The following is a 24766-nucleotide window of genomic DNA, read 5'->3' as shown; positions in this document are numbered from 1 at the left end:
CGCAGAGAGTTTACTTTTATAGATAAGCCTGATGATGGTTTGTTTTATGAAGCGTTTTTTTATTTTTTTGCTCGTCAGTTGATGGATGCTGAAACTAGGCTGGCAGTAGAAATGCCAACGCTCTCTGAGTCGTTCGGAAATCGCGCGTTGGCTTTTTTTAAATATGCAGGATGTGTAATTGCTGATGAAGTAAAAAGAAAAAATGCTATATCAATATTTCATATTTATGATCTGATTTTAAGTATAAATCCTCCAGAGCGAACTAAGTGTTCATTTGATGAGCAAGGTATTTGGCACTCCGTATCTAGGGCGTTGACTGATGTGTCCATCGATACTGCTAGATTGCTTGAAGGCTCGGGGTTAATCGGTGGGTTAACGCAAGGTGATTACGAAAAGGTTAAGCCGAATGTAATGTGGGTTGCGAAAAACTGGCTTGGTAAGTGCATTGAAAAAAATGCGGCTCATATCTTATCAAGTGATTTGGCGAAGCAAATGGTCGTGCCAATAATTTCAGCTCTTAAGCTGGAGAAGAATGATACCTCGGTTTTAGCAAATGATTCTCTTGAGTTAGTTTCAATTGCATCAAGCTTGGGGCTTGAGCATGAGGTTAGGCTGGGGCTGAAACTGGCAGCAAAAAATACTCTAGGTTATGGTTATCGAAAAGATACGAGTTTTAGTGAGTTGTATGAAGCAATTGAAATCTACGCTCAGTCAACTGAGGGCGACGTGTCTAACTGGCTACGCCGCATAGCACCATTCACTAGTGATATGTTTAATTTTACAGAGCGTGAAATCGGTCATATTCCAAGGCTGTTTATAGATTTGTTAGCGCGATATTCACCAGAGCGACTTGTGGATGAATTTGAATATAGTGTGAGTCAACAGAACTGGCGGTTGGCTCGAGATATTTTAGAAAAATATGTGGAACACTATCGGTTAGACGACCCAGCAGCGAAAGCTTTAGTGCTTTCTCAGACTACTTATCAAGTGTTCAAAGCTCTCGAAAATAGATCTGAAAGTGAGCCCGATGTGAAGCTTCTTTTTGATGAGCTATCTGAAGGGTTGGGTGGAACTCCTATGCCGCCGAGAGAGCGTTCGTCAGGCTCAAATTTTGTGGAGAAGCCGGTAAATATTGAACCAGCCAAGTATCCTCCGAAGGATATACGGCTATTGCACGCCAAATTTATTGAGGATGGTGTGTATTCAGCACATGAATTCATGTGTGCGTGGATGAGTTATTGGGTTGAGTTGGGAAAGGGGTTGGATGTTATAAAAGCTTTTGAAACATTTTATATGGAAGGTGAAGAGATTCCTTTTAGAATGGCACCTTGTCTTGATGATGTATTTGATTTGAGCTTAAAACTCTGTGGTGCGAAGAGGTCTTACTGTTGGGCTGTGAGAAGTGTGAAAGCCAATAGTCATTGGGGACGCTATACCGGCTCTAGCTCTGATCAAAGAATAAGGCGGTATGGCGCATTATACGCCGGCAGCTGGAAGACATTTTTAAAGGATACCCTGGGCGGTATTGCATTCTCATCCCGTGGGGATGAATGGGTTATAGTCCCGACTGTGAAGCTAGTTATTTTCTTTTTGGCGGTGAAACAACCAGTACTTGCGCAGCAAGTAGTGGAGGTTATGTTAGAAATTTTGGAAGATGAGATATCCCATCTCCCCATAGAGGATTTGCATTGGAGAGACACTCCAGTTTTGTCCAGCGAAATATCTAGAGAGTTGTTGCTTTGTTATTGGTGGTGGCCGGACCGGATGGCTCGTGTGCGTGCCGCAAATCAGATCGCTTTAATTATCGAGCAAGAAGCGGCTTTTGGAAGTGTATACCTGGAACATTTGAATGGTTTGACGAGTGAGATTGACGTAGCTGATTTTCTGTCAATCTTACTGCTGGTCAAAAGGCAAGTTTTTATGCTGGAAGAAATTGTTGCGTCAATTCGTTATCCTTCGATTCTTTCTGATCTTATTCTCGTCCGTTTAGGTTATTTTCCGATACATGGAGTTCGTAGGTATTTTACTTTGTTTGAGGAATGTGATTTTAAGGAGGGCAATGATTTCAAGCGTGCTTGTAATGGCGTTCCTTCCAGGTATGCTCATGTATTAAGTGGGTTGGAGGACGAATTTAATGCAAGGCTGCTTGATCGGTTCAGTGCTGAGTGGAGGGTAATATCAGAGAGAGAACAGGTTTATGTTTTTGATCCATATGCTTTTTGCAACGAACACTTTTATGGTCAAGATAATATAGGTTGTAGTTTTTCGTCTCGGAGCGAAGGTCTAGTTATCTCTGCGTATTTAAGGGTGCTGGCGTACGTAGACGAAAATTTTGAGATGTCTGCTGATAAACTTCAATGGTTGGTTAACGAAGCAGCTTCTATTGGGGGGGAGTATGCGCATCTGCTTCCCAGTATTAAGCCTGATGGCTGGCCATCTATTGAGGTAATCAAGAGTGATGATCCTTTGCCGACAGAGGGGGACTTAATAGGGTACCTCAGAGGGTTTTTATCTAAACAGGAGTTTGTTATTAGATCTAATGGCCCTGTTATTCGAGATTTGGCTGGGGTTAGTTGTGATTTAGAAACGAGGTTGATCTATTGTGGATGGGATATAGAAGAGAGTGCCGAAACCGTATATTCCATGGTTTCGCGCAGGAGTAGTATGGGTGGAGGTATAAAGGAGATGGCTGGTGTATATTTTCCAGAGGATTTTGGGCGATGGGAAACTGATTTATTAATGCGTGGTTATTTTGTTCCAAACTTTACACTTGGTTCGTTTGAGTCAAGCGTTGAGGTCACTAAGAGCGCGGTGGAGTTTTTTAGCGGCGATTCACCTTTCGCTAATTGGAAATATTGGTGTGAAGATTGGTATCCAGTATTTTATCGTGGTTTGGGGCCGCAGCTTGGAACTTATATTGGCATTCCTAATGAAGTTTTTGAGTCTTTTAAGCCATCCGGCACCGGAGGATTTTACCTCCTTGGAAAGCTCACTATGATAGATCGTCGGGGATACAAGCCTAAAGATCCGCCTGTTGAGGTATTTGCAATGCTCCCCATACCCTGAGTGGGGAGCGGTTTCTTTTGGCTATTCTGTTCTCTGCTTTCCTTTTATATAGATAAGTTCTGACTTGATAGCGTTTATGGATAGTTTTTGTAGATTGTTTAGCGGTAATCTTGAGTCGAAGGTTTCTAATATTTTAAGCAGGTAAGAGGCCCTTGTTTTTAACGATTCAGAAAGCTTTGAGGTTTGCTGGTTTTGTATACTCAAACGATCACCTGTGACTGAGCTGGATAAATAGCCCGCCTGGCGGGCTATTTCGGAGTTTTCAAAAAGGCATAGCGATGCTATCGGGCGAGAATGCTCATAACGTCATGATTGGCCCGCTCGGATATATCACGTAGCTGCCAGTGGCCATGATTTTCTCCTTGTTCGGGGATGTCGAGATTCAAAAACGCTATTCCGTCATACCCGATCAATCGTCCGGCGCCGTACAGCTTGGCCCCCACATCCAACAATTGCTGTGCGGCCGCATTCCACTTTTCTTCTAGGGCGTAATGAGCCACATGCAACGCAGAGCGTTCAAGTTTCTTGTACTCCTCTTCAGCTTCAATAACGTGTTTGTCCACTGTCACCAGTTCCTCTTCAAGCGCAGTGATCATCAGTTGCTGCCGCCGATTATGTTCAGTAGCTGCCACGAGGTTTTTTGCGGCTTTCTGCGCATCATCATTCGCATTCTTTTCACCCTCTTCATCACCCCAGGCGACCGCCCGCGCATAAGCTGATGCGGCCTCTGTTTCGGCTTGTCGGGCCTTGCCCATATCCTCCAGAGCTTTCTTGCTGACCTGCTCCAATCGGACGCTCAGACTCTCGCGTTTGGCGAGAAGCTCTTCCTTATCGGCCTTCCAATTTTCCATGCCAGAGATGTACTCGGCTATCCGAGCGTCCTGCTCAGCAACGGCCTCTCGGCGATGCAGCTTCTGATCGATTCGAAAGATCTCGAACTTGATCGAATCGATTCGGCGCTTGCGCGCATTGAACTCGTCTCTGATCGCCCTTTCCTGATCGCGATCTATACCTTCGGGAATTTCCAGCGCGGCTTCAAAAGGGAGCAATTCTGACTCCAGCTTTTCCAACTCAGGGCACAGGGCTTCACGCTGATCTTTGAGTTCTTGAATACCATTCATGATTGCTCTTTCCTGATCGTGGTCTATGGCTTCGGGACTTTCCAGCGCGGCCTCAAAAGGGAGCGATTCTGCTATCGGTTTTTCCAATTCAGGAAGCAGGGCTTGGCGTTTATCTTTGAGTTCTTGATTACCGTTCATGTGTTTTTATCCTGCGTGATTTGATTGTCTGATTGGGATAGGGCTGGCGAGGCCAGGATTCAGCCGGCATTACCTCCGAAGGCCGATCGCTAGGCCGCCTGTGCCTCGCCCTCATCCGTCCCCGGTACCGTCTTCACCACATAGCAACGCTGAGTGCCCAGACCGGGCAAGCGGACGGCGCAGGAGGCTTTACCGTCCGTCCCGGGCTCAAGAACACCTCGGCGTATCAGCTCCTTGTTCACGGCGTTGATGTTCATGCCTTTGAACACCTCGGAGCGCCAAGCCTCCGGCAACACGTAGTAGGTGTTGGTGGTGTGCAACGCGTCACCGAGGCCATGCTCCAGCGTCTTGCGAAACCCCAGACGGTCAATGGTGCGTGGACCGTGCTCATCGATCTTCGCGGCGGCCGACTCCCAGCGGGTGAAACGGCTTTCACCGAAGCGTTCGATGACCTGACGCAACCGCGCCAAGATCGCGTCCCCTTCCAAGTTGCCAGCACCGCCGCGCTCATTCATCCAGGCACTGAGGCACACCCGAGCTGCGGTGGTGGCGGCGCCATCGGGCCAGCCGGTAATCCCCATCGCGGTGGCCAGTTCGCCGGCTGCTGCGGCCAGACCGAAACGGGCCGCCGCACGATGCGCCTGACCGCTGGCCGAGGCAGGTAGCGCCTTGGCGATGAACCCCTCCAAGGTGTGGCGCAGGATCGCCGACCAGCCATGTCGCTTACCGGGTTCACAGAGGGCCGACAGGAAGGCGGTGAGCGGTGTGCCGTAGTACTTGGCCACCCGTGCCTTGAGTGCATCGGAGAGGGCGGCGGCGTCATCAAAGCCATTCAGAACGTCGAACATACCGAGGCCTTTGCTGGCGTCTGCCGGCACGGCGAGCATGCGTACTTCCATACCGGCTTTCAGTTCCTTGTTGGCTTCGGCCATGTGCTGCGCCAAGGTTTTCTCGCCAGTTGAGAGAAACAGCAAGCGCCACTCCTGCACCTGGCGGCCTGCTTGTCCACGATCATTGGCGCGAGCCTTCCCGGTGCCGTTGCCGAGCATGTACACCGTTTCGCCAATGATGCGTGGGTCGCACATGCCGATTTCATCCAGCACGAGGAGCCCGTCCGAATGCGCGGCTGCGATGGATTCCAAGGCGTTATCCGTCGAGCGCCAAGAGCGCACCAAACGCGGCCCGCCATAGATCGATGCGGCCACTTGCAGGTGGGTGGTCTTGCCGCCCGAGCTGTCACCGTAGAGGTGAAAGCCACCGGACTCATGGCCGAGCATGTGCAGCAGCGGACCGGCAAACGCCACGCTGGCCACAAACGCCAAGCGGTGATTGCCGATGCACAAGGCACCGATTTGCTCTTGCCACTGTTCCAGAGTGCCGGCTTCGCTGATCGGTGGGAGTTGTGCGCCGGCCTCGTAGAAGTGCAGGTGTTCGGCGTGCGAACCGACCTGCTGCTCGGGCAGCAGGAAGGCGCTGTCATGCCAGCCTAGACGGGTGACTAGCCGTGCCCTTTGAGCGCTGTCGAAGCCGCCGAGATAACTCTGCAGGTCGTTGCGGGCATTGCGACCGGAGCGACTGCCGGCCAGACGCAAGCCCATGTCCACCAATGGGCCGAGCACGTCCTTGCCAAAGTCGCCGGTCATGGTCCGCGCTGGGATGTTCCAACGTTTTTTCGCCCCGTCGGGATCGTCGAATTCAACCAACAAGCCCCAGTTTTGCCCCTGTGCATCACGGGTGCGCGCCAGGATCTCCAGCGGTGAACACACCGGGCGTGCCTCGCCATCGTCACCGGAATAAAACACGCCTTCGGGTGTCAGGCGAAAGCCACCGGGCAGCAGATCGTTTTTGGGTTTCGCTGGCCGTTTGGTTGTTGGCTTGGCCTTGGCTTCAGGTGGTTCGGCCGATGCTTTCACAGGCTCAACACCGAACAATTCGCCGCTGTGTTCCAGCTCGGCGAAGTGCGCCGCCGTCCAGCCTTTGGCTTGGGCATCGGCCGCGTCGTCGCCGTCTTCCCATTGGCCACCCTTGGCGAAGGTCGGTTGGTCATTCTTGAACGTGGGCTTGCGTTTGAAGACATCCAGGGCGATCAGTCGCACCGACGCGGCGCCGATCTGTTGCAACTTTACCGCGACGGCATCCATGCAGCTTTTGCCACTGGCGTCGTTGTCTGGCCACAACACCACGGACCGACCTTTGAGCGGTGTCAGGTCGGCTTTGTGCCAGGAATTCGAGCCGTTCGGCCAGCACGTGGCCACGTAGCTGGGCAGCAACTCCGCCGCGGCGTCGGTGGCCTTTTCGCCTTCGCATAGAATGACCGGTGCCTCTGCGCGTTGCGCCAGTTCATCCAGGCGCAGCAGTGGACGCGGCTCCGGCAAACCCTGCCAACGCCATTGCTGCGTTTGACCGTCGGCACGTTGGCACCAGGTCAACGGGGCAAATACTTTGCGTGGTTTGCCGTCTTCATCCGGGCCCAAATCGAAGCGGTAGAGGGCCATGACTGGCTGGCCCTGAGCGTCGCGATACATCCACACTTTAGACGGTGCGCCGTGTTGCCGGTGTTTGGCCGGGCACTTGCTCATGGCCTCGGCCGGGATCGGCTGAATGGCCAGCCATTCCGGTGTTTTGCTTTTGCTAGGGCTTGGTTTCGATTCAGCCGCCCCAGCGGTAACGCGCAGCAGATCCGCCAGCTTGTTGCAGGCTTCGACGTCGGTGCCGCCGTCGAGATAGCGCACCAGGTCGATCAGGTCGCCACCTTTGTCGCCGGTGGCAAAATCCGCCCAGGTGCCTTTGGCCAAACTGACCTTGAGGGAGCCGGCACGTTTGTCGGTGCGAGTCGGATTAGGAGCGGTGTATTCCTTGCCACTGTCGACGCGTTTACCGTTGGGCAGCCAGTGAGCAAGCACGCGATCAATGTTCTGCAGCGCAACGGCTTTGACTTGGGCGAACGTGGGGCGACGGGCATTGGAGGTAGAGGCCTTCATACGCCACCGCCTTGGGCCAATTGCAACCCGCTGGTAACGTCATCAATGATGGCTTTGGCCATCTCGCTCAAATAGTGCGAAGCCCAGACCATCGCGTCGTTGTCATTCTCCATGCCGCTCAGGAAGGTCAGCTTGTTTACACAGTCCATGAGTAGAGAGGCTTGTTCGAGCGCTTCTTCGCAGGAAATGCCGGCATTGATACGGAACAGTGGTTGGTTTTGAGCGTTGCACCTGGCAAAGGTGGCGCCGCCCACCGTATTGATCAACATAGAAGGGCTCATTGGGCGCCTCCACTGATGGGTGGCCGAGTGGAGTTGTCGGCGTGCACGGCGAGGGTGCGGATCAGTCCCAACGTCCCTCGAACATCCCACAGCGCCGCCGCGATGACATGGTTGGCCAGACGTGGGCCGTCGCACTCGAATTGATCCTCAAGAAGCAAGAGCACGGAGTTGGCTCGATCCACGGCACAGGTGATGGCGTCAATCGGCACACCGGCTTCGGCGCCTTTGTGGACGCAAAGCAGATCCTCGGGCAGGGAGAAGCTCAGGGCTTGGTTCATTGGGCACCGCCTGCGGTTTCGAGCGCGCGGGCTTTGGCCATATGGGCGTTGTATCGAGTGAGGCGTGTAGCGAGGCTGGAGTTGGCGTGTAAAGCGGCGAGAGCCATTGCACGATGGGCAGTGGCGCGAATTTTGAACGGATTGAGGGCGTGCATGGGGCGGAACTCCTATTGTTGAGGAGCTACCACCGTTCGCCGTCAAACGAATTGGGGTGGCAGCTGTGCGCAGGTTGACGGACCGGGACAATAGGAACCCGGCAGACCCGAAGGTCTCCCACGCACAGCCACCATAAAACTGGAATGCGGGCACAAAAAAAGCGCCTGCAATCGTAATGGGGGCGCCTGTGCGCCTATTGTTGATCGGGCCGTCAAACCCGGTCGCTGATTTTGCAGCGACGGTCAAAGAGTAACGTCCTGTTTTGCAAAGTGCAACCGTGTGGAGATCTTGCGCATTTCTTTGATGCGGCATAAATTGTGCGGGCATGTAGATTTACCTCAACGCCTCCGGATCGCTCCCGGGGGCGTTTTCGTTAGTGCTGGGTAGTGGCGGGGCGAGCGAGGGTGAGCCATTGCAAGTGGTTGCCTTGGCGAGCCCTTTGCCGCATCTGCTGTAGCGCTTCGGGATTGCGCAGCAGGTTGGGAATCAGCTCGCGCGCGTCGCTGATCAGCACGTCTGCGGGCGGCTGAATCGCTAACAGCGTCCACTCCAGGTCATGCCACAGCACGATCAGCACCTGAGCACCGGCCGAGATCGCCTGATCGCGCAGGATGAGCAAACGCTGGCGACCTTTGGTTTCCGCGCAAGAAGGCAAAGATGCGTGGAGTAAACCGGCGAGATCCAAGGCTTGGTGAGGCAGAAAGGTTGGGGTCATGCTGCCTCCTGCACATGGCTGAACAGCGGCGACGGTGTTTCGCCTTTGAGCCAAGCCAGGATTTTGCTGTCCTCGACGCACCGTCGGCGATGTTCTACCGCGAGCAGTTCGCGCTGCTGTGCCAGACACTCCTCCACATAGCCGGACAGGTCCGAGGTCAACTTCATTTCACGGTGCAGGCGTTCACTAGCGGTCTTTTCCTCCGAAAGATCCTGCTCGGTGATGCGTCGCCATACCGCCGGATCATTCGCGTAACTAGTCGATTGATCGACCAGCCAGTACGTGACCCAGTCGGTCATGCCCAGTGATTTCAGGATGGTGCGACGGCTTTCTTTCATCGCGAAATGGCCGGTGCCGTGGATGCTGGAAAACTCCCTGCGTACCGCGTTTTTGCGGATCAGTTCAGGCAATTCCCAGGGATTGGGTTTGAGCGGAAGGACCAGGCCATCAGGGTTGAAAAAGAAGGCCTCTTGTTCTTCCCCGTTCCAGCTCACACCCGCGATAGTGCGATGCCGCCAGTTGATTGTACCGGCTTGATAGAGTCGGAATCCGACGCTGTAGGAATCGAGAAAGGGCCCCTTGAAAGGGCAGTGGCTACGTCTCATGCGGCCACCTGATCACGGGCTTCAATGCGGCCCCGTGCCCAGGCTTGAACTTCGGCAAGCACCCACGCGACCGGCGCGCCGCGTGCGGTACTGGTGCTCAGTTTGACCGGCTGTGGGAAGCCGCACTCGGGGCGCTGCATGAGCTTGTAGATGGTGGAGCGTTTCATGCCGACGATACCCTCGACTTCGCGCATACGAATTAGGGTGGAGGCGGCATCAAACAGCGTTGCGGGATGCTTCGGGGCTTTGCTGGAAAGGGGGGTTACGTTTGGGCTCATAGGTATTGCTCTCGGCTAGTTTGGACTGACGAGAGCAATGATCTAGGCGTTGAAATGCGGTGAGCAGTTCACTTCCATTTGAAATTTCTGGTTTACACCACCCAGTAGCGTTTCAGAATGGAGTTCACCTGTTTGCGGGTTAGTGCTTGTTCCATTTCGAGGGGAATCCATTCAAGGCGTCGTTTTATGGGCTTCGCTATTTCCCTTTCAAGCCAGCAATGCGTCGCAGTTGTGACATTACGATGCGATATACCCTTCCTCAGCAGGCCCCGTGCATGGTTGACGATAGCGGCGTCACGATCACTGATTTCCTCATTCCGATCCATGCCACTGAGCACGCCACCTTTTCGCCTAACCGCGTTCTTGATCGTCTTTACCGCAAAGGGCAGCAACTCGTCATCCTGTAACGATGGCAGGGAGACGATCGGCTCCAGGTGCATCACGTACTGTTCAAGCGCCTCGATACGCTCATCCGAGTTGACCTGCATTTCGACAAACTCGCAGTAAAGATCCCAAGGCCAATCCGGTATCTCTGTCGTGTGCGACCAAGCGTCTTGCTCCGCAACGCGCATCCAGTCGCTGAGAACTTCCAGCGCTTTCACCGCACACGCCATGATGTAGGCCGCATGTGCCTGATCATCTGTAGCTGATGGGCAGGCACCATATTGCCTAACCCAATCAGCCAAGCGTGCAGAGGTATCGGTTGAGGCGTACTGGAAAATAGCTTCTTCGTGCCTGGTTGTTTGGATGCACAGGGTATTTAGGTCGCTATTGATATCGTCCGTTTGAACTCGTACGGAGCATTGATCAATCAGCTGGCAGGCACTCATGACCTGCTCTCGACAAAGCGCGAAGAGCGGTTGGGAAGCCAGGAATTCGATCAGGCCTGCTGACGGTTTAGGGTGTTCGCAGGATTCTTGAATAGGGATCACTATCACTCGAACGATCTCTGTGCCAATTCGCCCCATGCCATCCCGCGCCCTATATTTCTGCGGCATAACCAGCGGGCCGAGCGGGATCGCATACAGCGGAAACGGTTAGCCCACAGTGACAATGATGCGCTTTTGGCGTTACACGGATGTGTAGCGTTACACGACGCGGTTGCCATCGCCTTCAAGCGTGTTACAGGCGCGAAGCTCAATATATTCAGGGGTTTGGTGTCGCCCGTTACACCAGTAACACGCGTAACACCGTTATTGGAGGGGGGATGGATAAGGAGCCTCATATCACCTTTCCAAATTGGGCTTGCACGACATTGCCAATTGCTAGCTCATCAAGATGGTCGGCATACCACTGCATCATCGTTACTCGTTTTTCAAAGTATTGAGCTTTGTTGTACACCCCTGAGATGCCTTCTTCTTTGTGGGCAAGTTGTGCCTCGACGTGTTCTTTCGGCCAGCCATGTTCTCGGAGTAGCGTGCTCGCTGTGTGTCGAGTGCCGTGTCCAACTAGACGACCCTTATAGCCGATTGTGGCAAAGACCTTATTGATAGTGTTTTCACTAATGGTCGGATTTTTGGCTCCTACCCCGGGAAAGAGCCAACGACTGCGGCCGGTTAAGCAGTGCAGCTCTTTCAGTGCTGCAACAGCTTGGTGGGGGAGGGGGCATACAAAGTCCCGACGCATCTTCATTTTGGCGGCAGGCGTGGTCCAAATGGCTTTCTTGAGGTCGAATTCCTTCCATTCGGCCAAGCGGACCATCCCAGGCCGTGATGCCGTCCATACACAAAGCCATGCAGCGGTGCGGGCTGTCAGTCTGCTCGGCGTGTTTCTGAGCGCTTGGAGGAATTCAGCCAGCTCAGGTTCCAGCAAATGCGGATGCTGCTGAGTCTTAGGAGCTTTTGCTGCAATGTCACGTAGGCGGCTGCCCGGATCGTTTTCGGTGAGCCCTAAGCCAATGGCTCGGCCGAAGATCTGATTGATCCAGGTGCGGCACTTTTCTGCCACGTTGTGTGCGTTCCGGGCTTCGAGGGATGCCTGGAGTTCTGCGCAGTCGGTACGGGTAATTTCGTCGAGGGGCTTCTCTCCCAGCGCAGGGAGGATGTCCTTGTCGAGGTAAGAGCGGATTTTGTTAAGAGTGGAGGGGGCGAGACCCTTTTCTTCTTTGGCCTTGAGCCAAGCTTCAGCAGCAGCTCGGAAGGTCCGAGTCCTGGCAGCGTCAAGCGCAGCTTTGGCAGAGCGCTTCTGTTCGAGAGGGTCGGCGCCGCTGCTAACGACCTTGCGTAGATCGGCAGCTTTGTCCCGTGCTAAAGCACCACTTACTTCCGGGTAGCCCCCGAGCCCCATCCAAGCCCAATTGCCCGCCGGACGTTTGTAACGTAGCTGCCAGGATTTACCCCCATCCGGTTTGACCCTGAAGTACAGACCATTTCCGTCGAGCTCCCGGTATTCCTTTGATTCCGGCTCCAACCCCGCAAGTGTCGTGTCAGCGAGAGGGCGGCGCTTGATATCTGCGCGCTTCATCCTTGTATCCCAAAGTTAGGTATTTTTCTCAGGATACAAGCAGGGATACAGGGATACAACGTATAGGGAGAGACAGGGGTGGATAGACAGGCACAAAAAAACCGGCCAAGTGGCCGGTTTCTCTGGGTCTGAAAGTCTGGTAGAGACTTTCAGATACTGCTATATGGTGCCCCGAGGGAGACTCGAACTCCCACTTCTTGCGAAAACGGATTTTGAATCCGCCGCGTCTACCAATTCCGCCATCAGGGCTCAATGGCGGCGAAGTATAGAGATGAGATTACCGTCGGTCAATCAGGTACATAGAGAATTTTCACTATTTCGGCTAGACTCCCGGCCCCTGCTAGACGAACTCCATCATGCGCGTTGCTGACTTTACTTTCGAACTCCCTGATTCGCTGATTGCTCGCCACCCTTTGGCCGAGCGTCGCAACAGTCGCCTGTTGACCCTGGATGGGGTCAGCGGCGCCCTGGCACACCGTCAATTCACTGATTTGCTCGAGCATTTGCGCCCGGGCGATTTGATGGTGTTCAACAATACCCGGGTGATTCCGGCGCGGCTGTTTGGCCAGAAGGCTTCCGGCGGCAAGCTGGAAATTCTGGTGGAGCGGGTGCTCGACAGTCATCGCGTGCTGGCCCATGTGCGGTCCAGCAAATCGCCCAAGCCCGGTTCGAAGATCCTGATCGACGGCGGCGGCGAGGCAGAAATGCTGGCGCGGCACGACACGTTGTTCGAGTTGGGTTTCACCGAAGAGGTGTTGCCGCTGCTCGATCGCGTCGGGCACATGCCGTTGCCTCCCTATATAGATCGCCCGGACGAAGGGGCGGACCGCGAGCGTTATCAGACCGTCTACGCCGAGCGCCTGGGCGCGGTGGCGGCGCCGACGGCGGGGCTGCATTTCGATCAGCCGCTGCTGGAGGCGATTGCCGCCAAGGGCGTCGAGACTGCGTTCGTGACCTTGCACGTGGGTGCGGGCACGTTCCAGCCGGTGCGGGTCGAGAAGCTTGAAGATCACCATATGCACAGCGAATGGCTGGAAGTCGGCCAGGACGTGGTCGATGCCGTCGCCGCGTGCCGCGCTCGCGGTGGTCGGGTGGTGGCGGTGGGGACCACCAGCGTGCGTTCGCTGGAAAGCGCCGCCCGCGATGGTGTGCTCAAGCCGTTCAGTGGCGACACCGACATTTTTATCTTCCCGGGTCGGCCGTTTCATGTGGTCGATGCCCTGGTCACCAACTTCCATTTGCCCGAATCCACGCTGTTGATGCTGGTTTCGGCGTTCGCCGGTTATCCCGAAACCATGGCTGCCTATAAAGCAGCGGTGGAACATGGTTACCGCTTTTTCAGCTACGGTGATGCGATGTTTATCACTCGTAATCCTGCGCCGACTGCCCCTAAAGAATCGGGCCCTGAGGAAACTGTATGAGTCGTATGTCGTTTGAACTGCTGGCCACCGACGGCAAGGCGCGTCGCGGTCGTCTGACCTTCCCGCGCGGCACCGTCGAGACCCCGGCCTTCATGCCGGTGGGCACGTACGGCACCGTCAAGGGCATGTTGCCGCGGGATATCACCGCCACCGGCGCGGAAATCATTCTGGGCAACACCTTCCACTTGTGGCTGCGCCCGGGCACCGAAGTGATCAAGAAGCACGGCGACCTGCACGATTTCATGCAGTGGAAAGGCCCGATTCTGACCGACTCCGGCGGTTTCCAGGTGTTCAGCCTGGGCGCGATGCGCAAGATCAAGGAGGAGGGCGTGACCTTCGCCTCCCCGGTCGACGGCGCGAAAGTGTTCATGGGGCCGGAAGAGTCGATGCAGGTCCAGCGTGACCTGGGCTCCGACATCGTGATGATTTTCGACGAGTGCACCCCGTACCCGGCCGACGAAGATGTCGCCCGTGTGTCCATGGAACTGTCGTTGCGTTGGGCCCAGCGTTCGAAAAATGCCCATGGCGACAACACGGCGGCGCTGTTCGGCATCGTTCAGGGCGGCATGCACCAGGACCTGCGCATGCGCTCCCTGGAAGGCCTCGACAAGATCGGCTTCGATGGCCTGGCCATCGGCGGTCTGTCGGTGGGCGAGCCCAAGCACGAAATGATCAAGGTGCTGGATTACCTGCCGGGCCTGATGCCGGCTGACAAACCTCGTTACCTTATGGGCGTTGGCAAACCGGAAGATCTGGTTGAGGGTGTGCGCCGCGGTGTGGACATGTTCGATTGCGTGATGCCAACCCGTAATGCCCGCAATGGGCATCTGTTCATTGACACAGGCGTGCTGAAGATCCGAAACGCGTTCCATCGCCATGATGATTCGCCGCTGGACCCGACCTGCGATTGCTACACCTGCCAGAACTTCTCCCGTGCTTATCTGCACCATCTGGACAAGTGCGGCGAAATGCTGGGTAGCATGTTGAATACCATCCACAATTTGCGCCATTACCAGGTGCTTATGGCTGGTTTGCGCGAGGCTATTCAACAGGGTACATTGGCCGCCTTTGTCGATGCCTTCTACGCCAAACGCGGGCTACCTGTTCCGCCTTTGGACTGAGTTTTCTGACCCCAAGATTCAACATTTGCAACTGGAGTGCTAAATGAGCTTTTTTATCTCTAATGCCATGGCCGATGGCGCTGCACCGGCAGCTGCAGGCCCAATGGGCGGCGGCTTTGAGTGGATTTTCCTGGTCGGCTTCCTGGTCATCTTCTACCTGATGATCTGGCGTCCACAGGCCAAGCGCGCCAAAGAGCAGAAGAACCTGCTGGGTAGCCTGCAAAAAGGCGACGAAGTTGTGACCACCGGTGGTATCGCCGGCAAGATCACTAAAGTGGCTGATGATTTCGTGGTTCTGGAAGTTTCCGACACCGTGGAAATGAAGTTCCAGAAAGGCGCCATCGCTGCCACGCTGCCAAAAGGCACGCTCAAAGCGATCTAAGTTTCAACTTCTACTCAATCGACGGGGCGCGCAAGGCGCCCCGCGTCATAAGCGGGCGGCGTGATGCTGAACAAATACCCTCTGTGGAAATACATTCTGATCCTGGCGGTGCTGGCGGTCGGTCTGATTTATTCCGCTCCCAATCTTTATCCTGATGACCCGGCCATTCAGGTCAGCGGTGCAAGCACTGCGCTGTTGGTCAATCAGGCTGATCTGGACCGTGTGAGCACTGCGCTCAAAGAGTCCGGGATCAACGTCAAGGCAGCCACGCTGTCGGCCAACGGCAAGGGCGGCCTGATCCGTCTGACCAAGGCTGAAGACCAGTTGCCGGCCAAAGACGTCGTGCGCAAGGCATTGGGTGATGACTACGTCGTTGCACTGAACCTGGCACAAACCACCCCGCAATGGCTGCGCAGCCTCGGCGCGCATCCGATGAAGCTGGGTCTGGACTTGTCCGGTGGTGTGCACTTCCTGCTGGAAGTGGACATGGACAAAGCCCTCGACGCACGTTTGAAAGTGTACGAAGGCGATGTGAAAAGCCTGTTGCGTAAAGAGAAACTGCGCTATCGCAGCCTGCCGCAACTGGGTGGCGCCATTCAGCTGGGCTTCACTGACGAAGCAACCCGCGAACAGGCCCGTGCGCTGGTCCGCAAGAATTTCAACGATTTCGACATTGTTCCGGCCGACCTGAATGGTCAACCGGTGCTGCGTCTGGCGATGACCCCGGCCAAGCTGGCGGAAATCCGTGAATACTCCATCAAGCAGAACTTGACCACGGTACGTAACCGCGTCAACGAGCTGGGTGTTGCTGAGCCGATCGTCCAGCGTCAGGGCGCCAACCGTATCGTGGTTGAGCTGCCAGGCGTGCAGGACACCGCAGAAGCCAAGCGTATCCTCGGCAAGACGGCCAACCTTGAGTTCCGTCTGGCGGCAGAGCCAGGTGCTTCGAAAGCCACTTCCGAAACCTTCGAGTTCCGTGAAGGCAAGCGTCCGCCGGCACAGATCGAGCGTGGCCTGATCATCACCGGTGACCAGGTGACTGACGCCAAGGCTGGCTTCGGCGAGCACGGCACGCCAGAAGTGAACATCCGTCTGGATGGCCATGGTGGCGAGCTGATGAGTCGTGCGACGCGCAGCAACGTCGGTCGCAGCATGGCGGTGATCTTCATCGAGCAACGCCCTGTTACCACCTACGTGAAACAAATGGTTAACGGCGTCGAGAAAGACGTACCGGTCCAGACGTTCAAAGAAGAGAAGAAGATCATCAGCCTGGCGACCATTCAGTCGCCGCTGGGTGCTCAGTTCCGCATCACTGGCCTGAACGGCCAGGGCGAGTCGTCCGAACTGGCGCTGTTGCTGCGTGCCGGTGGTCTGGCGGCGCCGATGTACTTCGCTGAAGAGCGCACCATTGGCCCGAGCCTGGGTGCCGACAACATCACCAAAGGTATCGATGCATCGCTGTGGGGCATGCTGTTTGTCTCGCTGTTCATCATCGCCATCTACCGCTTCTTCGGCATCATTGCCACCGTCGCGCTGGCCGTGAACATGGTGTTGCTGCTGGCCCTGATGTCGCTGCTGGGTGCAACGCTGACCCTGCCGGGTATCGCCGGTATCGTATTGACCATGGGTATGGCGGTCGACGCCAACGTGCTGATCTTCTCGCGGATTCGTGAAGAGATCGCGGCGGGCATGACCGTGCAACGGGCAATCAACGAAGGCTTCGGCCGGGCATTCACCGCGATTCTCGACGCCAACCTGACAACATTGTTGGTCGGCGGGATTCTGTTTGCGATGGGCACCGGTCCCGTCAAAGGCTTCGCAGTGACCATGTCCCTCGGGATCTTTACCTCGATGTTCACGGCCATCATGGTGACCCGCGCGATGGTCAACCTGATCTTCGGCGGTCGTGACTTCAAGAAGTTGTGGATTTAAGGGGCTGCCATGTTACGTACAATCAACTTCATGGGCGTTCGCAACTTTGCGTTCGGCGTCACATTGTTCCTTACGGCGCTGGCCATTTTCAGCGTCTTCCACAAGGGCATGAACTGGGGCCTGGACTTCACCGGCGGTACGCTCATTGAGCTGACCTACGAGCGTCCGGCCGATGTCACCAAGGTGCGTGAGCAACTGGCTTCGTCGGGTTACCACGAAGCCATCGTGCAGAGCTTCGGTGCGACCACTGATCTGCTGGTGCGTATGCCTGGCGAAGACCCGCAACTGGGTCACCAGGTAGCCGATGCCTTGAAAAAGGTCGGCGGCGACAACCCGGCCGAGGTCAAGCGCGTCGAGTTCGTGGGCCCGCAGGTAGGTGAAGAACTGCGCGACCAGGGCGGCCTCGGCATGCTGATGGCGCTGGGTGGCATCCTGATCTACCTGGCTTTCCGCTTTCAGTGGAAGTTCGCGGTCGGCGCCATTGTTTCGCTGATCCACGACGTGATCGTGACCATCGGTATCCTGTCGTTCTTCCAGATCACCTTCGATCTGACGGTATTGGCGGCGGTGCTGGCGATCATCGGTTACTCGCTCAACGACACCATCGTGGTATTCGACCGGGTTCGTGAGAACTTTCGTGTACTGCGCAAGGCGAGCCTGATCGAGAACATCAACATCTCGACCACGCAAACCCTGCTGCGGACCATGGCGACCTCGATCTCCACGTTGCTGGCGATCTCGGCGCTGTTGTTCTTCGGTGGCGATAACCTGTTCGGCTTCTCCATCGCCCTGTTCATCGGTGTTCTGGCGGGTACTTACTCGTCGATCTACATCGCGAACGTGGTGCTGATCTGGCTGAACCTGAACAGCGAGGATTTGATTCCTCCTGCGGCGACCGAGAAGGAAGTCGACGACCGTCCATAACGGCCATCGCCTACCTGCTGTCTGCCAAAAAAGGCGCGAGTTGAACTCGCGCCTTTTTTTATGCTCCAAGGCTGGGAGAAGCGCGGACAACGATCCGCATGTGATGGTCAGGAGGTTCATGTGAACAAGTCGTTACTGGTTGGTGCGGTATTGGGTGCTGTCGGTGTGACTGCCGGGGGTGCTGTTGCCACCTACAGCCTGGTAAAAAGCGGCCCTGAGTATGCGCAAGTGTTGGCCGTTGAACCGGTTAAGACACAGATCAAGACTCCACGTGAAGTGTGCAAGGACGTTGCTGTCACCCGGCAAGCGCCGGTCAAAGACCAGCACCAGATCCTCGGTACGGTCCTGGGTGCGGTCGGCGGTGGTTTGCTCGGTAACCAGATTGGTGGCGGTAATGGCAAGAAGCTCGCGACCGTTGCCGGTGCTGTTGGCGGTGGCTACGCCGGGAACAAGGTCCAGGAAGGTATGCAGAATCGCGATACCTACACCACGACCCAGACCCGCTGTAACACCGTGAATGACATCAGCGACAAGGTTGTCGGTTACGACGTCCGTTATTCGCTGGACGGCAAGGAAGGCAAAGTGCGGATGGATCGTGATCCGGGCAACCAGATTCCGGTCGACAAGGAAGGTAAGTTGATCCTGTCGCAGAACGAACCGGGTCAATAATCGGCTGAAATGCTGAAATGGAATGAAAAAGAAGCACCCTGCGGGGTGCTTTTTTTGTGCCCGAAAAACTCAAAGTGCGCAGCGCAGGTCACGCCTCATGTAGGAGCTGCCGAAGGCTGCGATCTTTTGACTTTGATTCTGATCTTTAAGATCAAAAGATCGCAGCCTTCGGCAGCTCCTACAGGGTCAGGTTTTGGATAGTGCAGGCAAAAAAAAAGCACCCCGAAGGGTGCTTTTTTGTGGGCGTCCGCTTAGCGTTTCAGCGAGGCCGGCAGGTGCGGCTGGATGGCCGTCAGGACTGCTTTGAAGCACTTGGTGTTACCGGCAACGACGTGGCCTTTTTCAAGGAAGTCGTGACCGCCGGTGAAGTCGCTCACCAAACCGCCAGCTTCCTGGATCAGCAGGGCGCCTGCCGCCATATCCCACTCGGACAGGCCCGACTCCCAGAACGCGTCGAAACGACCGGCGGCCACGTAAGCCAGGTCCAGGCTCGCCGAACCGGCGCGGCGGATGCCGGCAGTCTGGCCAACCAGGGCGCGGAACATGCCCAGGTAGTTGTCGAGGTTGTCCATCTGGTCGTCACGGAACGGGAAGCCGGTGCCCAGCAGGGCGCCGTCCAGGCTGGTGCGACCGCTGACGCGCAGGCGACGACCGTTCAGTTGAGCGCCGCGACCACGGCTGGCGGTGAATTCTTCCTGGCGAACCGGGTCCAGAACAACGGCGTGTTCCAGGCGACCGCGGTATTTGCAGGCGATGCTGACAGCGAAGTGTGGAATGCCGCGCAGGAAGTTGGTGGTGCCGTCCAGCGGATCGATGATCCACAGGTATTCTTCGCCTTCGCCGCTGCCCGGGTGCATGCCGGTTTCTTCACCGAGAATGCCGTGGGTAGGGTAGGCCTTGCGCAGCGCGTCGATGATTTTCTGCTCGGCGGCGCGATCCACCTCGGATACGTAATCCTTGGCGTCTTTTTCGTCGACCTTGATGGTATCCAGGCGCTCGATGGAGCGGAAGATCAATTCACTGGCGCTGCGGGCGGCGCGCAGCGCGATATTCAGCATGGGCTGCATGGATGTGTCACCTAAGGTTGTTAAAGAAAGCCGGGCATTCTATCAGAACTTTTCTACAGGTGAAGGTCGGTGTTCGCTTTCATAGCTTAACGGTAGCGTGAGCTGTAAGATTCGGCTCCCTAATTCTGTGTTCGAGAGCGCCGCCCGTGCTGCATAACATTCGTGTCGTCCTGGTCAATACCAGCCATCCTGGCAATATCGGCGGGGCTGCGCGTGCCATGAAGAACATGGGCCTGTCGCGGCTGGTGCTGGTCGAGCCGCGGTTGTTTCCGCATCACGAGGCCGATGCCCGGGCCTCCGGTGCCGGCGACATCCTTGAAAACGCGCAAGTCGTCGCCACCTTGGAAGATGCCTTGGTCGGCTGCAATCTAGTGCTTGGCACCAGCGCCCGTGACCGCCGCATTCCCTGGCCGCTGCTCGATCCCCGCGAATGCGGTACGAAAGTGGTAGAGGAAGCGGCTCAAGGGGCAGAAATCGCCTTGGTTTTCGGTCGTGAAGATTCCGGCCTGACCAATGAGGAGTTGCAGCGATGTCATTATCACGTGCACATCCCATCAGACCCTGAGTTCAGCTCGCTGAACCTTGGGGCGGCGGTGCAGGTGTTGAGTTATGAAGTGCGCATGTCCTGGCTTGCGGCCCAAGGTCAGCCGAGCAAGGTCGAGAAGGATGAAGTGGCGTCCACCAAGAGTGGCGAGCTGGCGACCATGGATGAGCTGGAGCGATTCTATGAACACCTGGAGCAAACCCTGGTGGCCATCGAATTCCTCGACCCGGAAAAGCCACGGCACTTGATGGCGCGCCTGCGTCGGTTGTACGGACGAAGCTCGGTCAGCCGGGCGGAAATGAATATATTGCGTGGCATCCTCACGGAAACCCAGAAAGCGGCCCGTGGCGAGCTTCTTAAGCGGAAGGATTAAAAATGTTCGAGCGTTTGCGTGAAGATATCCAGAGTGTTTTCCACCGTGATCCGGCAGCGCGTAACGCTTTTGAAGTTCTGACGTGCTACCCCGGCATGCATGCCATCTGGATTCATCGCCTGTCGTCGGCCCTGTGGGGCATGGGCTGGAAGTGGCTGGCGCGTGTGGTCTCGAACTTCGGGCGCTGGCTGACCGGGATCGAGATTCATCCGGGGGCGAAGGTCGGTCGTCGTTTCTTTATTGACCATGGCATGGGCATTGTCATCGGTGAGACCGCTGAGATCGGCAATGACGTCACCCTTTATCAAGGTGTGACCCTCGGTGGCACCAGTTGGAACAAGGGCAAGCGCCATCCGACCCTGGAAGACGGGGTTGTGGTGGGGGCGGGCGCCAAGGTGCTCGGGCCGTTTACGGTCGGCGCCGGGGCCAAGGTCGGTTCCAATGCGGTGGTGACCAAGGCTGTGCCGCCGGGTGCGACCGTGGTCGGGATTCCGGGGCGGATCATCGTCAAGTCTGACGACGAGCAGGACGCCAAGCGCAAGGCCATGGCCGAGAAGATTGGCTTCGATGCCTATGGCGTCGGCGAAGACATGCCGGACCCGGTGGCGCGTGCCATTGGTCAGTTGCTGGATCATCTGCAAGCGGTCGATGGCCGGCTGGAAGGGATGTGCGGCGCGCTGAAGGACCTGGGCAGTAACTACTGCGCCAAGGATTTACCTGAGTTGCGTGAAGAAGACTTCGCCTGCGTAAAAGGCAAAGACGAAACCAAGACCGGCTAAGCCCCCGCGTAGGAGCTGCCGAAGGCTGCGATCTTTTGATTCTGTCTTTTAAAAGAGCAAAATCAAAAGATCGCAGCCTTCGGCAGCTCCTACGGAGGTCGTAACCGGGTTTGCGGTCAGCGGCAGTAGGGTCGCAGGTCGCGATCAGGTAATGGCGCAGCGCTAGGCGGCGTGCCATTAGGCCGCAGACCCTGATATGATGCGCCCGCTCTTTTGCGGGTAAACCTGACTAAAGTACTAGGTCTTATAGTTGACTTAAATACTCGGGAATTGCATACTCGCCCCCATTCCGAACTCCGTGGTAATTGTCCATGCGACTGACTACAAAAGGCCGATACGCCGTGACCGCCATGCTTGACCTGGCGTTGCACGCGCAGCACGGGCCGGTGTCCCTGGCCGATATCTCCGAGCGCCAAGGCATCTCCCTGTCCTACCTCGAACAGCTTTTCGCCAAATTGCGCCGTAGCAATCTGGTGTCCAGCGTTCGTGGCCCGGGCGGCGGCTACCAGTTGTCCCGCGAGATGCAGGGCATTCAGGTCGCCCAGGTGATCGATGCGGTCAACGAATCGGTCGATGCAACCAAATGCCAGGGCCAGGGCGATTGCCATCAAGGCGACACCTGTCTGACCCACCACTTGTGGTGCGATCTGAGCCTGCAGATTCACGAATTTCTGAGCGGTATCAGCTTGGCTGACCTTGTAACTCGCCGTGAGGTGCAAGAAGTAGCCCAGCGTCAGGATCAGCGCCGTTGCAATGGCAAGGCGCCACGCCTGGACAAGATTGAAGCGTCCGCCGTCGAATGACAGCCAAAGAGCTAGCGGCACGCCAGCCAGCCTGATTTAGGAGATAGTCCATGAAATTGCCGATTTACCTTGATTACTCTGCGACCACCCCGGTTGATCCGCGTGTCGCGCAAAAGATGAGTGAATGCCTGCTGGTCGACGGAAACTTCGGTAACCCGGCGTCCCGTTCCCACGTATTCGGCTGGAAAGCTGAAGAGTCCGTCGAAAACGCTCGTCGTCAGGTCGCCGACCTGGTTAACGCCGACCCGCGTGAAATCGTCTGGACCTCCGGTGCCACCGAGTCCGACAACCTGGCAATCAAGGGTGCGGCGCATTTCTATGCGACCAAGGGCAAACACCTGATCACCACCAAGATTGAGCACAAGGCTGTCCTCGACACCATGCGCCAACTGGAACGTGAAGGCTTCGAAGTGACCTACCTCGAGCCTCAGACCGACGGTCTGGTCACGCCAGCGATGATCGAAGCAGCCCTGCGTGAAGACACCATCCTGGTTTCGGTCATGCACGTGAACAACGAAATCGGCACCATCAACGACATCGAAGCCATCGGCGAACTGCTTCGTTCGAAGGGCATCCTGTTCCACGTTGACGCGGCTCAGTCCACCGGCAAGGTCGACATCGACCTGTCGAAGCTGAAAGTCGACCTGATGTCGTTCTCCGCTCACAAAACCTATGGTCCTAAAGGCATCGGCGCACTGTACGTCAGCCGCAAGCCGCGTGTTCGCATCGAAGCGACCATGCACGGCGGCGGTCACGAACGTGGCATGCGTTCCGGCACCCTGGCGACCCACCAGATCGTCGGCATGGGCGAAGCTTTCCGCGTAGCCAAGGAAGACATGGCTGCCGAGAACGTGCGCATCAAAGCCTTGAGTGACCGCTTCTTCAAACAGGTCGAAGGCCTGGAAGAGCTGTACATCAACGGCAGCATGACCGCCCGCGTTCCGCACAACCTGAACCTGAGCTTCAACTACGTTGAAGGCGAGTCGCTGATCATGGCCCTCAAGGATCTGGCGGTTTCGTCCGGTTCGGCCTGCACCTCGGCTTCCCTTGAGCCTTCGTACGTACTGCGCGCCCTGGGCCGCAACGACGAACTGGCACACAGCTCGATTCGCTTCACCTTCGGCCGTTTCACCACCGAAGAAGAAATCGACTACGCCGCGCAGAAAGTCTGCGAGGCCGTTACCAAGCTGCGCACCTTGTCGCCGCTGTGGGATATGTACAAAGACGGTGTCGACATTTCGAAAATCGAGTGGGCGGCACACTGATTTCAAGTCGCCGCAAACCGGCCCTGCAATACTTAGGTAGGCAGGGCTCAAGAGCGACTCTCTGATGAGTGAGGATTAAGAATCATGGCTTACAGCGAAAAGGTCATCGACCACTACGAGAACCCGCGCAACGTCGGCAAGATGGACGCGGAAGACCCGGATGTCGGCACTGGCATGGTCGGCGCTCCGGCGTGCGGCGACGTGATGCGTCTGCAGATCAAGGTCAACGATCAGGGCATCATCGAAGATGCCAAGTTCAAGACCTACGGTTGCGGTTCGGCAATCGCCTCCAGCTCCCTGGCGACCGAGTGGATGAAAGGCAAGACTCTGGATGAAGCAGAGACCATCAAGAACACTCAGCTGGCCGAAGAACTGGCTCTGCCGCCAGTGAAAATTCACTGCTCCGTACTCGCTGAAGACGCTATCAAAGCGGCCGTTCGCGACTACAAGCAGAAGAAAGGCTTGATCTGACTTTCAAGTTTTGGCGACGAGTAAGGAGTCACCGATGGCTATCAGCATGACAGAAGCGGCAGCTCAACACGTGCGACGCTCCCTCAACGGGCGCGGCAAAGGTGAAGGGATTCGTCTGGGTGTTCGCACCACAGGCTGTTCCGGCCTTGCCTACGTGCTGGAGTTCGTCGACGAGGTGGTTGCAGAGGATCAGGTGTTCGAAAGTCACGGCGAGAAAGTGATCATCGACCCGAAAAGCCTGGCGTACCTTGACGGCACCGAACTCGATTTCGTCAAGGAAGGGTTGAACGAAGGCTTCAAGTTCAACAATCCCAACGTGCGCGGTGAATGTGGCTGCGGCGAAAGCTTCAACATCTGAGGCTGCGCGTGGGTATTCCTTGTCATTTCGCTTTATTTGAACTGCAGCCGAGTTTCCGTCTGGATCTCGAGCAGTTGGCCACGCGCTATCGTGAGTTGGCGCGCGGTGTTCATCCGGACCGCTTTGCCGACGCTCCCGAGCGCGAGCAGCGGCTGGCGCTCGAGCAATCCGCGAACCTCAACGAGGCCTACCAGACGCTCAAAAGCCCCCCGAAACGCGCGCGCTACTTGCTCGCCATGGGTGGTCGCGAGATGCCGCTGGAGGTCACGGTGCATGATCCGGAGTTTCTTCTGCAGCAGATGCAATGGCGCGAAGAGCTCGAAGACCTGCAAGACAGCGCCGACCTGGCCGGCATTGCCGTGTTCAAGCGCCGCTTGAAGGTTGCGCAGGATGAGTTGAACGAAAGCTTCGCAGCTTGTTGGGATGATGCAGCGCAACGTGAACAGGCCGAACGCCTGATGCGGCGCATGCAGTTCCTCGACAAGCTCACCTACGAAGTGCGCCAGTTAGAAGAGCGCCTCGACGATTAACCCAGTGCCGCTCCGGTCGCACGCCTGATATACAGATAAGTCCTG

Annotated in this window: 25 protein-coding genes and 1 tRNA gene; 14 read left to right on the top strand and 12 right to left on the bottom strand. The window is 56.3% G+C overall.

All coding sequences use genetic code 11. From position 1 onward, the window contains the following. On the top strand, nt 1-3066 hold a 3066-nt coding region (locus tag V5E99_RS25180), incomplete at its 5' end, for a hypothetical protein (RefSeq protein ID WP_499804926.1). A gap of 281 nt (nt 3067-3347) precedes the next feature. On the opposite strand, the gene V5E99_RS25175 is transcribed toward V5E99_RS25180, so the two are convergent. The 11 genes from V5E99_RS25175 to V5E99_RS25125 all read right to left on the bottom strand — a co-directional run bounded on the left by V5E99_RS25175 (nt 3348) and on the right by V5E99_RS25125 (nt 12331). Continuing rightward, a complete protein-coding gene (locus V5E99_RS25175; protein ID WP_499804925.1) occupies nt 3348-4325 on the bottom strand; it encodes a hypothetical protein in 978 nt (325 codons plus the stop codon). A gap of 89 nt (nt 4326-4414) precedes the next feature. After that, on the bottom strand, nt 4415-7306 hold the full coding sequence (locus V5E99_RS25170; RefSeq protein ID WP_499804924.1) for a DUF927 domain-containing protein: 2892 nt from the start codon (nt 7304-7306) through the stop codon (nt 4415-4417). Continuing rightward, entirely contained in the window at nt 7303-7587 is a 285-nt protein-coding gene (locus V5E99_RS25165) for a DUF3077 domain-containing protein (RefSeq protein ID WP_149631119.1), read from the bottom strand. The genes V5E99_RS25170 and V5E99_RS25165 overlap by 4 nt, the downstream gene beginning before the upstream one ends. Continuing rightward, a complete protein-coding gene (locus tag V5E99_RS25160) occupies nt 7584-7865 on the bottom strand; it encodes a hypothetical protein (protein WP_149631120.1) in 282 nt (93 codons plus the stop codon). Before V5E99_RS25160 ends, V5E99_RS25165 begins: the two co-directional genes overlap by 4 nt. Then, a complete protein-coding gene (locus V5E99_RS25155) occupies nt 7862-8020 on the bottom strand; it encodes a hypothetical protein (RefSeq protein WP_191623565.1) in 159 nt (52 codons plus the stop codon). The genes V5E99_RS25160 and V5E99_RS25155 overlap by 4 nt, the downstream gene beginning before the upstream one ends. A gap of 374 nt (nt 8021-8394) precedes the next feature. Next, nucleotides 8395-8736, bottom strand: a complete 342-nt coding sequence (locus V5E99_RS25150; protein WP_499804923.1) for a hypothetical protein — start codon at nt 8734-8736, stop codon at nt 8395-8397. After that, a complete protein-coding gene (locus V5E99_RS25145; protein ID WP_499804922.1) occupies nt 8733-9341 on the bottom strand; it encodes a hypothetical protein in 609 nt (202 codons plus the stop codon). The genes V5E99_RS25150 and V5E99_RS25145 overlap by 4 nt, the downstream gene beginning before the upstream one ends. Next, nucleotides 9338-9619, bottom strand: a complete 282-nt coding sequence (locus tag V5E99_RS25140) for a helix-turn-helix transcriptional regulator (protein ID WP_150710074.1) — start codon at nt 9617-9619, stop codon at nt 9338-9340. Before V5E99_RS25140 ends, V5E99_RS25145 begins: the two co-directional genes overlap by 4 nt. A 92-nt stretch (nt 9620-9711) precedes the next feature. After that, complete coding sequence (locus tag V5E99_RS25135) at nt 9712-10617, bottom strand: hypothetical protein (protein WP_499804921.1); 906 nt, start codon at nt 10615-10617, stop codon at nt 9712-9714. A gap of 223 nt (nt 10618-10840) precedes the next feature. Continuing rightward, entirely contained in the window at nt 10841-12082 is a 1242-nt protein-coding gene (locus tag V5E99_RS25130; RefSeq protein WP_499804920.1) for a tyrosine-type recombinase/integrase, read from the bottom strand. Between the two features lie 164 nt (nt 12083-12246). Then, nucleotides 12247-12331, bottom strand: a tRNA-Leu gene (locus tag V5E99_RS25125). A gap of 107 nt (nt 12332-12438) precedes the next feature. Here V5E99_RS25125 and queA point away from each other — a divergent pair. The 6 genes from queA to V5E99_RS25095 all read left to right on the top strand — a co-directional run bounded on the left by queA (nt 12439) and on the right by V5E99_RS25095 (nt 18531). Next, nucleotides 12439-13503 (top strand): tRNA preQ1(34) S-adenosylmethionine ribosyltransferase-isomerase QueA, encoded by a 1065-nt coding sequence (queA, locus tag V5E99_RS25120; RefSeq protein WP_499804919.1) that lies wholly within the window; start codon nt 12439-12441, stop codon nt 13501-13503. Next, entirely contained in the window at nt 13500-14624 is a 1125-nt protein-coding gene (gene tgt / locus V5E99_RS25115; RefSeq protein WP_054045399.1) for a tRNA guanosine(34) transglycosylase Tgt, read from the top strand. The genes queA and tgt overlap by 4 nt, the downstream gene beginning before the upstream one ends. Nucleotides 14625-14667: 43 nt before the next feature. Next, complete coding sequence (gene yajC, locus V5E99_RS25110) at nt 14668-15006, top strand: preprotein translocase subunit YajC (protein WP_201193698.1); 339 nt, start codon at nt 14668-14670, stop codon at nt 15004-15006. A 63-nt stretch (nt 15007-15069) separates the two neighbouring features. Then, entirely contained in the window at nt 15070-16938 is a 1869-nt protein-coding gene (secD, locus tag V5E99_RS25105) for a protein translocase subunit SecD (RefSeq protein WP_499804918.1), read from the top strand. A 9-nt stretch (nt 16939-16947) separates the two neighbouring features. Then, on the top strand, nt 16948-17862 hold the full coding sequence (secF, locus tag V5E99_RS25100) for a protein translocase subunit SecF (protein ID WP_499804917.1): 915 nt from the start codon (nt 16948-16950) through the stop codon (nt 17860-17862). Nucleotides 17863-17982: 120 nt separating this feature from the next. Further along, nucleotides 17983-18531 carry a glycine zipper 2TM domain-containing protein gene (locus V5E99_RS25095; protein ID WP_054045393.1) on the top strand — a complete coding sequence of 183 codons (549 nt, stop codon included), beginning with the start codon at nt 17983-17985 and terminating at the stop codon, nt 18529-18531. 251 nt (nt 18532-18782) lie between these two features. On the opposite strand, the gene suhB is transcribed toward V5E99_RS25095, so the two are convergent. After that, a complete protein-coding gene (gene suhB, locus V5E99_RS25090) occupies nt 18783-19598 on the bottom strand; it encodes a type III secretion system regulator SuhB (protein ID WP_008147729.1) in 816 nt (271 codons plus the stop codon). A gap of 146 nt (nt 19599-19744) precedes the next feature. Between suhB and trmJ the strand changes: the two genes are divergently transcribed. The 7 genes from trmJ to hscB all read left to right on the top strand — a co-directional run bounded on the left by trmJ (nt 19745) and on the right by hscB (nt 24721). Further along, complete coding sequence (gene trmJ / locus V5E99_RS25085) at nt 19745-20515, top strand: tRNA (cytosine(32)/uridine(32)-2'-O)-methyltransferase TrmJ (RefSeq protein WP_054613614.1); 771 nt, start codon at nt 19745-19747, stop codon at nt 20513-20515. A gap of 2 nt (nt 20516-20517) precedes the next feature. Continuing rightward, nucleotides 20518-21294, top strand: coding sequence for a serine O-acetyltransferase (gene cysE / locus V5E99_RS25080; protein ID WP_499804916.1), 777 nt, complete (start codon nt 20518-20520; stop codon nt 21292-21294). Nucleotides 21295-21605: 311 nt separating this feature from the next. Next, nucleotides 21606-22097, top strand: a complete 492-nt coding sequence (gene iscR, locus V5E99_RS25075; protein WP_121734138.1) for a Fe-S cluster assembly transcriptional regulator IscR — start codon at nt 21606-21608, stop codon at nt 22095-22097. 50 nt (nt 22098-22147) lie between these two features. Next, on the top strand, nt 22148-23362 hold the full coding sequence (locus tag V5E99_RS25070) for an IscS subfamily cysteine desulfurase (protein WP_499804915.1): 1215 nt from the start codon (nt 22148-22150) through the stop codon (nt 23360-23362). A gap of 84 nt (nt 23363-23446) precedes the next feature. Continuing rightward, nucleotides 23447-23833, top strand: a complete 387-nt coding sequence (gene iscU, locus V5E99_RS25065) for a Fe-S cluster assembly scaffold IscU (RefSeq protein ID WP_261741057.1) — start codon at nt 23447-23449, stop codon at nt 23831-23833. Nucleotides 23834-23867: 34 nt separating this feature from the next. Continuing rightward, on the top strand, nt 23868-24191 hold the full coding sequence (iscA, locus tag V5E99_RS25060; RefSeq protein WP_007903589.1) for an iron-sulfur cluster assembly protein IscA: 324 nt from the start codon (nt 23868-23870) through the stop codon (nt 24189-24191). After that, nucleotides 24161-24721, top strand: a complete 561-nt coding sequence (gene hscB / locus V5E99_RS25055; protein WP_499804914.1) for a co-chaperone HscB — start codon at nt 24161-24163, stop codon at nt 24719-24721. Before iscA ends, hscB begins: the two co-directional genes overlap by 31 nt. Nucleotides 24722-24766: the final 45 nt, after the last annotated feature.

The organism is Janthinobacterium sp. LPB2021202312-11-4 (genome assembly GCF_037049705.1).
Taxonomy (GTDB): Bacteria; Pseudomonadota; Gammaproteobacteria; order Pseudomonadales; family Pseudomonadaceae; genus Aquipseudomonas.
Note: the sequence above shows the minus strand (reverse complement) of the source record. Positions and strands in the feature narration are given on the sequence as shown.